Origin of the sequence: Pseudomonas sp. PAGU 2196 (assembly GCF_022179005.1) — a bacterium.
In the GTDB taxonomy this organism is placed as follows: Bacteria; Pseudomonadota; Gammaproteobacteria; order Pseudomonadales; family Pseudomonadaceae; genus Aquipseudomonas; species Aquipseudomonas kermanshahensis.
The window spans coordinates 90,013-102,569 of sequence record NZ_BNTL01000029.1 but is presented as its reverse complement, the minus strand read 5'-3'; the positions used below and the strand labels follow the sequence as shown (position 1 = coordinate 102,569).

Annotated in this window: 6 protein-coding genes; 2 read left to right on the top strand and 4 right to left on the bottom strand. The window is 64.6% G+C overall.

The annotated features are described in order from the left end of the window. Positions 1–56: 56 nt before the first annotated feature. Positions 57–3,194, bottom strand: coding sequence for a transglycosylase domain-containing protein (locus MFF34_RS22595; protein WP_099430279.1), 3,138 nt, complete (start codon positions 3,192–3,194; stop codon positions 57–59). Between the two features lie 418 nt (positions 3,195–3,612). Here MFF34_RS22595 and MFF34_RS22590 point away from each other — a divergent pair, with 418 nt between their 5' ends. Beyond that, positions 3,613–5,031 (top strand): amino acid permease, encoded by a 1,419-nt coding sequence (locus MFF34_RS22590; RefSeq protein WP_027594170.1) that lies wholly within the window; start codon positions 3,613–3,615, stop codon positions 5,029–5,031. Positions 5,032–5,069: 38 nt separating this feature from the next. Here the strand turns inward: MFF34_RS22590 and MFF34_RS22585 are convergent, their stop codons facing one another. Then, on the bottom strand, positions 5,070–6,689 hold the full coding sequence (locus MFF34_RS22585; RefSeq protein WP_027594171.1) for an FMN-binding glutamate synthase family protein: 1,620 nt from the start codon (positions 6,687–6,689) through the stop codon (positions 5,070–5,072). 110 nt (positions 6,690–6,799) lie between these two features. Then, positions 6,800–11,080 (bottom strand): DEAD/DEAH box helicase, encoded by a 4,281-nt coding sequence (locus MFF34_RS22580; protein WP_238216551.1) that lies wholly within the window; start codon positions 11,078–11,080, stop codon positions 6,800–6,802. A gap of 127 nt (positions 11,081–11,207) precedes the next feature. Here MFF34_RS22580 and MFF34_RS22575 point away from each other — a divergent pair, with 127 nt between their 5' ends. Continuing rightward, a complete protein-coding gene (locus tag MFF34_RS22575; protein ID WP_238216548.1) occupies positions 11,208–11,621 on the top strand; it encodes an NUDIX domain-containing protein in 414 nt (137 codons plus the stop codon). On the opposite strand, the gene metR is transcribed toward MFF34_RS22575, so the two are convergent. Beyond that, positions 11,605–12,522, bottom strand: coding sequence for a transcriptional regulator MetR (metR, locus tag MFF34_RS22570; RefSeq protein ID WP_027594174.1), 918 nt, complete (start codon positions 12,520–12,522; stop codon positions 11,605–11,607). The genes MFF34_RS22575 and metR overlap by 17 nt on opposite strands. Positions 12,523–12,557: the final 35 nt, after the last annotated feature.

Genomic DNA, 12,557 nt, shown 5'->3' with positions numbered 1-12,557 from the left:
TAAGATATTACTCAAGATATATCTAAAGACAAGCCTTGAATGCCAATGATTATCATCTAAATGTTAGATGAGTCGCTCCCGTGCATGGCAACCTGCGGCGCTTTGCATTCATTCGGGTTGCCCGGCTGCAGGTATGGCATGAGGATCGGCGCCATGCCCTTGAGCACTTGCACGGGCAACGCCGAGGTGAACTTGAACGCTTCGGCCGAGCGCCCCGGCACGAATGCGGTCAATGTGCCGAAGTGGTTATCGCCCAGGAAGAACACGAAGGTGGCGGTGCGGTTCAGCGAACGCGAGCCGATCAAGCGGCCCCCGGCACCGAAGCTTTCGATGCGGTTGTCGCCGGTACCGGTCTTGCCGCCCATCACCAGCGGTGTACCGTCCTGCAGTTTGAAGCTGCCGGAAATACGCCGTGCAGTCCCCGCGTCGACCACTTGCGACATGGCGCCTTTGAGGGCCCGCGCGACCTCCACTGGGAGGATCCGCTGGCCGCGATCCGGGTCACTCACCAACTTGGTCTCGTAGGGGGTGTTGGCGGCGAAGTGCAGGGTGTCGATGCGCAAGGTCGGCAGGCGCACGCCGTCGTTCTGAATGATGCCGACCAGTTCGGAGAGGGCGGCCGGGCGGTCACCCGAGCTGCCGATGGCGGTGGCCAGCGACGGCACCAGGTGGTCGAACGGATAGCCCACGCGCTTCCAGCGCTGGTGGATGTCGAGGAACGCTTCGATCTCGACCATGGTGCGGATACGGCTGTCGCGTGCGCCCTGATGGCGGCTCTTGAACAGCCAGCCATACACCTCCTGGCGTTCGAAGCGGCTGGCATTGACCATTTCGGTCAGCGTCGAGCTTGGGTGCTTGAGCAGGTAACCGAGCAGCCACAGGTCCAGCGGGTGGACCTTGGCGATGTAGCCCTGGTCGGGCAAGTCGTACTTGCCCGGGCCGTAGGCGTCGTACATTTCCGACAGGCGACCGTCGGTGAGTTTGCCCAGGGCAATCTTGTCGTCCTTGCTGTGCGCGCGTACGAAGGCGTTGAAGGTTTCCTGGCCGGCTTCGGGGAACAGGTAGCGGTGCACCGCCGCCAGGCGCTGCGGGGTCACGCGCATGCTGTCGAGGAAGGTGTCCAGGCGTTGCTGCGAGGTTTTGCGCTGGTACTTCTTCCAGAAGCGCATCAGGTAGTTGGTACCCTCCTTGTCGGCGAAACGGGCCAGGTACTCCTGGCGGCGGGGGTCGGCGTCATCCTTGAGCAGCGGTACGCGATTGAATGGCTGCTGATAGGTGACGTAGCGCACCAGGTCGCGCATCAGGCGGATGAACGGCAGGTTGATCGATTCGCGCAAGGCGATCTTCAGCGTTGGGTTGCGGCTGTTGTCTTCCTTGCGGAAGTTGTTGAACACGTGCATGCCACCCCCGGTGAAGAAGGCTTCGCCGGTGTTGGCCGAATACTTGCGTTCCAGGGCGGCGTCGAGCATGGCATCGAGGTTCTGGTCCTTGCTGTTCTGCATCAGCCATTCCAGTGACCACTGGGTGATGCGGTCCAGTTCGGCCACCTCGACCTTCTTCAGTTCGGCGGCGGGCTTGCCGGCATACTTGTCGTGCAGCTCGGCGATGATTTCCAGGTAGGTGGTGAGTACCCGCAGCTTGGCCGTCGAGCCCAGTTCCAGCTTGCTGCCTTCGTTGATGTCGAACGGCTGGTCGGTGCTGTCGGTCTGCACCCGCACCCTCGAGCCATCGGCGGTGCGCTCGAACAGCGTGAAGCTGTAGCGCACCTGGTCGGTGGTCTTGGTGGTCAGCAGGCGCTCGCCGATCAGCCCGATCTGCGCTGCGAACTCAGGGTCCGAGAGGTTCTTCAGGTACTGGCTGACCTGCATCTGCAGGTCAGCCTGCAGGGTGCTGGTGGCCGACAGGTCGAGGCGGTCGAGGTCGTACAGCGGGCGGTTGAGCATGGCCGCCAAGCGGTTGCGGGCCAGGCTGATGCCCTTGTTGGTGATGATCGGCACGATGGTCGGTTGTGCCACCCAGTCGCGATACACCGCCTTGCTGGCCAGTGCCGCATCGGCCAGCGGCTGGTCGATGACCTTGTTGGCGGCGAGCACGCGGACATGGGAATCGGTGAGCTCGGCCAGTTCGACCCGGCCTTTGGACAGGTAATGCGAGGGGCGACGCTGGGCGATCATCAGCGACAGCACCTGGCGCAGCGCAAGGCCACGCGCCGCGAGGCTTTCGGGGTCGCTGGCGGTCGACAGCAGGGCCTGGTTGACCTGGTCGAAATCGGCGCCGTACCACACCCGCAGGCCTTCAGCCATGCCATGCACTTCACCGTGGCCGGGCACCGCCGAGAGCGGCACGCTGTTGAGGTAGTCGCGCACGATGCGCTGCCGGGCCTCGGTGGTGTCCGGGCCGCCCTGGTAGGCACGCACGCTGGCGGACACCATCTGGCGGATCTTCTCAGCGCCGGACACGGTCAGGCCATCCGGCGAGTGGCGGTACTTCTCCAGCTGCGTCGCCAGGGTACTGCCACCGGCCGACTGGCCGGGCAAGGCAAAGTACTTGGCCACCTGGCTGTAGGCGGCCTTGGCGAAGCGCGGCCAGTCGACTGCCGGGTTGTTGCGCGGGTCGGTGGTGTCGAGCAGGTCGCGGTTTTCGATGAACAACAGGCTGTTGACCATCACCGGCGGGATCGCTGCAAAGTCCGGGTACAGGTGTTGCGGGTAGTTGTACTGGTACAGCGTGTCGCCACGGCAGTCGGTAATCGACAGGCCAGCCTGAATTTTCTCGATATAGGGGGCGAACAGGCCGTGATCGACGTAGTCCATCAACGCGGGCGAGAACTGCACCTGTTCGCTGATCAGGTAGTCGCGTTTGAGCAGCCGCGGCAGGAATTCACCCAGCGCGCTGTAGCCCAAGCGTTTGTCGAACGGGCCTTCACCGGGGTAGACGATGGCATCGCTGGGACCTGGCTGCAGCGAGTAGGTCAGGGTGGTGGCGAGCTTGCTGAACTCCCGCGATTGCAGGTTGGAGGTGCGGAATTCGTCATAGGCGGCAAAGCCCAGGGCGATGAGGGCCACCAGCAGGATCAGAATGATCAGCCGCCACCAGAGCCGACGCTGACGTGGGGACTTTGCAGGTGGCGTCTCGGCCGGAGGGGTTGCGGGTGCTTCCGTTCTGGTTGGTTCCGATTGCCACAGTGCGCCCATAGTCTTCAATCCGGCCAGGTATTTTCGTCTTGCTTGTCTGAAGCTTAGACGTTGACCGGGTTGGGTGAAAAATTTGTAGGAAGGCGAGAAAAGTGGCGTAGGGATATGCGGCTTTGGTGTGGGTTTCGGGACCAGGTGATGTTGGTAAGGTGTCGCCCTGAATCTGCGGCGTGTAACAGCCTCAGAACCCTATCATTTGTGGAATAGACCCGAGATTTCTCGCCAAATTTACCCGTTTATACAGTGAAAATCCCTACAGGTAGCTTCCTATACTGCTCGCCCCTTCGACCTGCCGGACGCTCTACTCCGGCACACGGGCCGGCCCACAAGGCCAGCCCGGCCAATCAACGCCCCGCCTATCGGCGCGGCAGTTGCGGCACGAAGGTCAAATCCAATAACAAAATGAGGTTGTATTGCTATGCCAGTCGGCAACCACCCTGCCCATGCCGAGACCGCACAAGGCGGCCCTCTCAAGCGTGAACTGGGCGAACGGCACATCCGTCTTATGGCGCTGGGCGCCTGTATCGGTGTCGGTCTCTTCCTCGGTTCGGCCAAAGCCATCGAAATGGCCGGCCCTGCCATCATGCTTTCCTACATCATCGGTGGCCTGGCCATCCTGGTCATCATGCGCGCCCTCGGTGAGATGGCCGTGCACAACCCCGTTGCCGGCTCGTTCAGCCGCTACGCCCAGGACTACCTTGGCCCATTGGCCGGTTTTCTCACCGGCTGGAACTATTGGTTCCTGTGGCTGGTGACCTGCGTGGCGGAAATCACCGCAGTGGCCATCTACATGGGCATCTGGTTCCCCGACGTACCCCGCTGGATCTGGGCCTTGGCGGCGCTGGGCAGCATGGGCGCGGTCAACCTGGTTGCGGTCAAGGCGTTCGGTGAGTTCGAGTTCTGGTTCGCCCTGATCAAGATCGTCACCATCATCGCCATGGTCCTGGGGGGCATCGGCATCATTGCCTTTGGCCTGGGCAACGACGGCGTGGCGGTGGGTATTTCCAACCTGTGGAGCAATGGCGGCTTCATGCCCAACGGCGTGACCGGTGTGCTGATGTCGCTGCAGATGGTGATGTTTGCCTACCTGGGCGTGGAAATGATCGGCCTGACCGCCGGCGAAGCGCGCAACCCGCAAAAAACCATCCCCCAGGCCATCGGCTCGGTGTTCTGGCGCATCCTGCTGTTCTACGTGGGGGCGCTGTTCGTGATCCTGTCGATTTACCCATGGAACGAGATCGGCAGCCAGGGCAGCCCGTTCGTGATGACCTTCGAGCGCCTCGGCATCAAGACTGCGGCCGGCATCATCAACTTCGTGGTCATCACGGCGGCGCTGTCGTCGTGCAACGGCGGCATTTTCAGCACTGGGCGCATGCTCTACAGCCTGGCGCAAAATGGCCAGGCCCCGGCGACCTTTGCCCGCACCTCGAAAAACGGTGTGCCGCGCAATGCGTTGCTGCTGTCGATTGGTGCACTGTTGCTGGGCGTGCTGGCCAACTACCTGGTGCCGGAGAAAGTCTTCGTCTGGGTGACCTCGATCGCCACCTTCGGCGCGATCTGGACCTGGGTGATGATCCTGCTGGCGCAGCTCAAATTCCGCGCCGGGCTGTCGACTGCCGAGCGCAAGGCGTTGAAATACCGCATGTGGCTGTGGCCGCTGAGCTCCTACCTGGCACTGGCCTTCCTGGTGCTGGTGGTGGGGCTGATGGCGTATTTCGAGGATACCCGCGTGGCGCTGTACATCGGGCCGGCGTTCCTGGTCTTGCTGACCGCCTTGTACTACACCTTCCGCCTGGCGCCGAAGGAGGCGCAAGGGGTAGCGAGCACCGCATCTTGATGTGAACTGACTGGGGCCGCATAGCGGCCCCAGCCATGTCAGGCTGCCACCTCACTGTTCGGCTCGAAGCTATCCGCCCTGGCCAGCTGCCACATCCGCGAATAAAACTGCCCATTCACCTCGCCGGTCAGCAGCTCGCCCGGCTTGAGGAATACGTGCATCTGCGAGAACAGCTTGATCTCCGTGGCCGACACACGCCGCACCAAGTGCTTGGCCTCCAGTTGCGCAGGGTGGTCCAGGCCGGCCGCTGCCAGCATTTCGGCCAGGGCGCGCAGGGTGTTGTGGTGGAAGTTCAGCACCCGTTGGGCTTTGTCCGGCACCACCAGCGCACGCTGGCGCAACGGGTCTTGCGTGGCCACGCCAGTCGGGCACTTGTTGGTGTGGCAGCTTTGCGACTGGATGCAGCCAATGGCGAACATGAAGCCGCGCGCCGAGTTGGCCCAGTCGGCGCCGATGGCCAGCACGCTGGCGATATCGAACGCGCTGACAATCTTGCCGCTGGCGCCGAGCTTGATCTTGTCGCGCAGGTTCAGGCCCACCAGGGTGTTGTGCACGAACAGCAGGCCTTCGCGCAGCGGTACGCCGATGTGGTCGGTGAACTCTACCGGCGCAGCGCCGGTGCCGCCTTCCTTGCCGTCGACGACGATGAAGTCGGGCAGGATGCCGGTTTCCAGCATGGCCTTGGCGATGCCCATGAACTCCCACGGGTGGCCCAGGCAGAACTTGAAGCCGACCGGCTTGCCGTCCGACAGCTCACGCAGTTGGGCGATGAACTGCATCATTTCTATTGGGGTGGAGAAGGCGCTGTGGCGTGACGGCGAGATGCAGTCCTCGCCCATGAGCACGCCGCGGGTTTCGGCAATCTCCTGGGTTACTTTGTGCTTGGGCAGGATGCCGCCGTGGCCTGGCTTGGCGCCCTGGCTCATCTTGATCTCGATCATGCGCACCTGCGGGCTGCGTGCCTGGGCGGCGAAGCGCTCGGGGTCGAAGCGCCCGTCAGGCGTGCGGCAGCCAAAGTAGCCGCTGCCCAGCTCCCAGACCAGGTCGCCACCGTGTTCCCGGTGGTAGGGGCTGATGCTGCCTTCGCCGGTATCGTGGTGGAAGTTGCCCAGCTTCGCGCCCTGGTTAAGGGCGCGGATGGCGTTGGCGCTGAGTGAGCCGAAGCTCATGGCGGAAATGTTGAAGATCGACGCCGAATACGGCTGCCGGCACTGCGGCCCGCCGACGATGACGCGGAAGCTCGCCGGGTCGGTCAGCGGTGCCGGGCGCATGGAGTGGCCGATGAATTCGAAGCCGGACTCATACACGTCGATCAGGGTACCGAAGGGTTTGTCCGAGGCTTCGTTCTTGGCCCGGGCATAGACCAGCGAGCGTTGCGCGCGGGAGAAGGGCAGGGCGTCGCTGTCGGCTTCGAGCAGGTACTGGCGAATCTCTGGGCGAATGCCCTCGACCAGGTAACGGATGTTGCCGAGGATCGGGTAATTGCGGCGTACGGCGTGGCGTTGCTGCAGCAAGTCGAACACACCGATCAGGCTGAGCACGGCAGTGGTCAGGGTGAATGGCCACAACCATTCATGGTGGGTGAACGGCAGGCTCGCCAGGGTGAACAATACACAGGCGGCGAAGAAGGCGTAGCGGCTGAGAAGTGACAGGCTCATACGGGGTCCTTGCGATGGCGCGGTCAGGCTCAGGGCCTGGGGCAAACCCCGACCATAGCCCGGTTGGGCGATGCTGAAAATGAAAATCGGGGTATCGAAAATCATTCGCTTCAGCGTGCATCGCTCAACAACCTGCGGCGCCAGGTGTCCTGTTCCTCCACCGAGGCCTCGATGAGGAACTGATAACGCCCGGCGACTCGCACCGCCACCGGCACCCCATCGCGGTACAGCAAGCGGTTACCGCTCACCGCGGGTAGTTTCGCCCCCGGCAGCAATGACCCGACCACATTGAGCGGGTCGCTGGCGCTGACCATCACCAGGGCCCCCTCTGGTTCACGCCGGCGCACTTGCCGCAACAGGCCTACAGCCTCTGGCAAGGCGAACTGCTCACCGGCCAGCCCAGCAATGAAGCGCCCACCCCGGATTTCGCCGCGGGCCTCCAGGCGGTGATAGCAACGCAGCAATTCGCGCCAGGGCGGCAATACATCACTTTCCCGTTCCAGCAGCCGCCAGCAGATCACCCCATAGCGGCGCAACAGGGCGCGGGCGATGTGCTCCAGACGCTGGCTTTCGTCTATTGCAGCAGTGCCCCTGCGCAACAGCGCCCAGCGGCCGGCGTGGGCCATGCTGGTGGAGAGGGGGGCATGGCCGCGCCTGCTGTTGCGCGAGGTGCGTTTTGCCGCTGGCGTGATCAGGCTGCGCAGCCCGATAAAACTGTCGGCACCCACCAGGCCAAAGCCCACCAGTGCCTGCAATGCGGTTTCCAGTTCGCTGGGCAGCAGGTGGGCTTCCTGCGTCAGTTCATCGAAGAACAACGCCCCATGCGCCTGCAACACGTCATGCACGCGTTGCGCCCGCGGGCCGAGCTCGTCTACTGCCGGTACGGGCGCCAGGCTGCGCCAGAGGCCCAGGTGTTCGCGCGGCAGCAGCACCAGCGGTGTACTGGCCAAGGTCGTGCTGGCCACCGTAGTCGCCAGCCGGCTCCAGGCAAACTGCCCGCTGCGGCAGGTGTCGTCGAGCCAGTGCGGGCTGTAGTCCTGGATGCGTGCCGGCAGCAGCTCCGCCTCCCAGGCGCCGGCCGCAGCGGGGAAGCCCTGCAACTGTGCCAGCACTTCGGCCACGGCCTGTGGCCCGCGCAGGCGCTCGTCTGCGGCCAGGTGCTGCCAGTCGAACAGAAAGCGCATGAAGTCTTGCAGGCTGACCGGTTCGATCTCCCGGCGCAGGCGTTTGACCGTGTAGCGGTGGATGCGCGCCAGCAAGTGCCGTTCGCACCACTGCAGCTGTTGTTCCGCAGGCCTGAAATAGCCGCTCAACACGTAGCCTTCGGCTTCCAGGCGGGCCAGGGCCTGTTCGATGTCTGGCTGCGGCTTGCCTAGCGGGGTGGCGATCTGCGCCAAGGTTTGCGGGCCGTGGCCACTTAAGCGGGCACGCAGCAGTTCGCTTAGCGCATTGTCCGCCTCGATGGCCTGCTCGAAGCCTGGCAGCACGTTCAGCGCAGGTTCGGTGGCTGAACCTGGATACACACGTTGCAGCAGGCTCAGGCGTTCACGCGCCAGCCACAGCTGTTGATCCGGCAGGCGCAAGGCGCGCCCCGCTTTGGCCAGTTGCCGAAGCAGCAAATCCCAAGGGGCGTTGGCCTGCACTTCATGGGCAGTGATGGCCCCCAGGCTCATCAACGCTTCGTGCATCTCGTCGGCGTTAGCCGCTTGCGGCCAGGCCTCGCTCTCTACGGCGGCGATGGCATCGGTGTCCAGCGCGCCCAGGTCATCCGCGCTGTGCAGTTCGTTCCAGCGCCGGTTGAGCACGGCCTGGGTGCGTCGCTCTTCCAGGGGCGCATCGTCAAGAAAGGCGTAGGGCCTGGCGTTGAGGATGGCCGAGGCCAGTGGCGACGGGGCCGGCAGGTCACGGCTGAGCAAGCGCACCTCACCGCCTTCGATGCGGCGCAGCAAGGCCAGCCAGCCTTCGCTGTCCATGGCTTCGTGCAGGCAGTCGTCGAGGGTCTGCTCGACCAGCGGATGATCCGGAATCTGCCGTTCGCCGGCGATGTTTTCCAGGCAGGCGATTTGATCGGGGAACACCGAAGCGATCAGGTCCTCGCTTTTCATCCGCTGGAGCTGCGGGGCCACCTTGCGCCCACCGACGAAGCGCGGCAAAGCCATGGCCACGGCAGCGTTCCAGCGCCAGCGCACGCCGAACAAGGGCGCATCGAGCAGGGCCTGGATCAGGAGCTGTTCGGCGCTGCGGCTGGACAGGTAGCGCCACACCTCGTCCAGCGCAAAACTGTGGCTGGTGGACAGCGACAGGACGATGGCATCTTCGCTGGCCGCTGCCTGCAGTTCAAAATTGAAGGTGCGGCAAAAGCGCTTGCGCAGGGCCAGGCCCCAGGCTCGGTTGATGCGGCTGCCGTAGGGCGAGTGGATGATCAGCTGAGTACCGCCGGACTCATCGAAGAAGCGCTCCATGATCAGCGTCTGCTGCGAGGGCAGGGCGCCCAGCACTTCGCGGGTGCGCCCCAGGTAATCGAGCAACTGGCTGGCGCTGTCTTCGCCCAGTTCGAAGGTGCGCTGAAGCCAGCCCAGCACGGCGGTACTGTCGGCGCCGGGCAACCCCAGTCGCTCATCGATGCGTGCCTGCAGCCGAGCGACCGCGGCGGACAATTCGTCACTGCGCCCCGGTGCTTCGCCCAGCCAGAAGGGGATGGTCGGCGGCAGGCCATGGGCGTCTTCTACCCGCACCCGGCCCGATTCGACGCGCAAAATTCGGTAGGAGGCGTTGCCCAACTGGAAAATATCGCCGGCAATGCTTTCCACGGCGAAGTCTTCATTGACGCTGCCAATGTTCAGCGCCTGCGGTTCGAGTAGCACGGCGTAGTCGGCGGTTTCGGGGATAGTCCCGCCACTGGTCAGCGCAGTCAGTTGGCTGCCGCGGCGGCCGCGCAAGGTGCCGCTGACCGCGTCGCGGTGCAGGTAGGCGCTACGGATGCCCTGGCGGCCGTTATAGCCTTCGGCGAGCATGCGCAGCAGCGCCTGGTAATGGTTGACATCGAGTTCGGCGTAAGGCGTTGCCTGGCGCAGGCAGTCGAACAGCGCTTGTTCCTGCCAGGGCTGATTACTGGTTTCGGCGACAATCTGCTGGGCCAGCACGTCGAGGGGCGCAGTGGGAATGTGCAGTTGGTCGAGCTCCCCGTGGCGCACGCAGTCCAGCAGGGCGATGCATTCGATCAAGTCGTCGCGCGAAGTGGGGAACAGGCGCCCTTTGGGGGTGCCCTCGACCTGGTGCCCGGAGCGCCCGACGCGTTGCAAGAAGGACGCGATCGAGCCGGGTGAGGCGATCTGGCAGACCAGGTCGACATCGCCGATGTCGATGCCCAACTCCAGTGACGCCGTGGCCACCAGCACCTGCAACTGGCCGGTTTTCAGGCGCTGTTCAGCATCCAGGCGCAGTTCCTTGGCCAGGCTGCCGTGGTGGGCGGCCACCGCGTCCTTGCCCAGGCGGTCGCTGAGGTGGCGGGTCAGGCGTTCGGCCAGGCGCCGGGTGTTGACGAACACCAACGTGGTGCGGTGCTCGCGGACGAGGGTTGCCAGGCGGTCGTAGACCAGGTTCCACACGTCCGTGGCCATCACCGCGCCCAAGGGCACGGGCGGCACCTCGAGGGCCAGGTCGCGCTGGCGGGCGTGGCCAATGTCGACGATCGCGCAAGGGCGCTGATGGCCAACCAGAAATTGCGCCACGCGCTCTACCGGCCGCTGGGTGGCCGACAGGCCAATGCGACGTAACGGCCGCCCGGTCAGCGCCTGCAGGCGTTCGAGGGTCAGTGCCAAGTGCGCCCCCCGTTTGTTGCCGGCCAGGGCGTGGATCTCATCGACGATCACCGTGTGCACGCTAGCCAGGCCCGCGCGCCCCGAGGCCGAGCCCATCAGCACATAGAGTGATTCCGGCGTGGTCACCAGGATATGCGGGGCCAGCTTGCGCATGGCTGCACGTTCTTTTTGCGGTGTATCGCCGGTGCGCACTGCGGTGCTGATGCGGGGCGGCTTGAGGCCCTGGTCTTCCAGCGCCTGGCTGATGCCTTCGAGCGGTGCTTGCAGGTTCAGGCGAATATCGTTGGACAGCGCCTTGAGCGGCGAGACATACACCACTTGGGTGCACGCGGGCAGTTCGCCGCCGTGTTCGAGGCCTTGGCAGAACAGTTCGTCGAGCACGGCCAGAAAGGCGCTCAAGGTCTTGCCGGAGCCGGTCGGTGCGGCCAGCAGCATCGACTGGCCGCCGTGAATCAATGGCCAGGCACGCGCCTGGGCGTCGGTGACCGTGGCGAAATGGCGACGGAACCAGGTGCCGACGGCGGGGTGGAACAGCGCCAGCACCGGGTGCTGTTGGGCGGGTAGGTTCATGTGTTGGTTATGGCGGGTGCGCGGCGGGTTGGCAAGGGGCCGTTCGTCTGTGAGGGCAGGCTGCACCGACCTTGTCAGGCGATGAACCCCATGGGATCCTCTCAGGCTTTTGCAGCGAGCCCATTCCATGCCCAACACCCTTCGCATCGCCGCCGCCCTGCTGATCGACCCCCAGGGCCGCACCTTGCTGGTGCGCAAGCGCGGCACCGTGGCCTTCATGCAGCCCGGCGGCAAGATCGATGCGGGTGAGTCGCCGGTAGAGGCGCTGGTGCGTGAGCTGCATGAGGAGCTGGGCCTGCGCATCGACCCCGCCCAGGCCGTCCACCTCGGCCAGTTCAGCGCGCCGGCTGCCAACGAGCCAGGCTACCAGGTGCAAGCCGAACTGTTTCGCGTCGACAGCGCCGAAGCCGTGACCCCGGCGGCGGAAATCGAAGAAGTCGTCTGGCTGGCTGCGGACCAGGCGCCTGCGCTTGAGCTGGCGCCGCTAACCCGCGACCTGATCCTGCCGTTGTACCGCCAGGCCGTCAGCGTACCGCGCTGACCCCATCGAGGGTGGCGAACGAAGTGTCCTTGGCGGTCAGCAAGAAATCGCGCATGTACGGCGCATCGAGCATGTCGGTGCGCACCGCCGCATAAAGCGTGGCGAACAGGCCCTTTTCGCCCAGGCGCTTGCCTTTCACGTAGCCCCGCGAGCTGTACTCGTGCAGTGCCCAGTGCGGCATGCCGCACACGCCACGGCCGCTGGCGACCAATTGCATCATCATCACCGTCAGCTCCGAGGTACGCACGGCGGCTGGCTCGATGTCGGCCGGCTCCAGGAAGCGGGTGAAGATATCCAGGCGATCGCGTTCCACCGGGTAGGTGATCAGGGTCTGGTCGAGCAGGTCTTGCGGCACCATGTAAGGCTTGCTGGCCAGCGGGTGCTGGTTGGCCACGGCGAGCATGGCTTCATAGGTGAACAGCGGCACGTAGGTGATACCGGCCAGGTCCAATGGGTCGGAAGTGACCACCAGGTCCAGGTCGCCACGGGCCAGCGCGGGCAGGGGAGCGAAGGCAAAACCCGAGGCCAGGTCCAGCTCGACTTCCGGCCAGGCATCGCGGAACTGGTCGATGGTCGGCATCAGCCATTGGAAGCAGCTGTGGCATTCGATGGCCATGTGCAAGCGCCCGGCGGTGCCACCGGCCAAGCGCGCGATGTCACGCTCGGCGCCGCGCAGCAGCGGCAGCGTGGCATCTGCCAGTTGCAGCAAGCGCAGGCCGGCACTGGTGAAGCGGATCGGTTTGCTCTTGCGCACGAACAGCGGCAAGCCCAGGCGCTCTTCCAGCTCTTTGAACTGGTGCGACAGCGCCGACTGCGTCAGGTGCAGGCGTTCGGCGGCCTCTACCAGGCTGTCGGCCTCGCGCAGGGCATGAAGGGTTTTCAGGTGGCGGATCTCCAGCACTGCTGACTCCGAGGGTTGAATGCCAAAGGGAAGGA

Bases quoted from the DNA above. Each gene is read 5' to 3' on its own strand.
- MFF34_RS22585 (WP_027594171.1), bottom strand. From the start codon at position 6,689: ATGAGCCTGTCACTTCTCAGCCGCTACGCCTTCTTCGCCGCCTGTGTA.
- MFF34_RS22575 (WP_238216548.1), top strand. From the start codon at position 11,208: ATGCCCAACACCCTTCGCATCGCCGCCGCCCTGCTGATCGACCCCCAG.
- MFF34_RS22580 (WP_238216551.1), bottom strand. From the start codon at position 11,080: ATGAACCTACCCGCCCAACAGCACCCGGTGCTGGCGCTGTTCCACCCC.
- MFF34_RS22590 (WP_027594170.1), top strand. From the start codon at position 3,613: ATGCCAGTCGGCAACCACCCTGCCCATGCCGAGACCGCACAAGGCGGC.
- MFF34_RS22595 (WP_099430279.1), bottom strand. From the start codon at position 3,194: ATGGGCGCACTGTGGCAATCGGAACCAACCAGAACGGAAGCACCCGCA.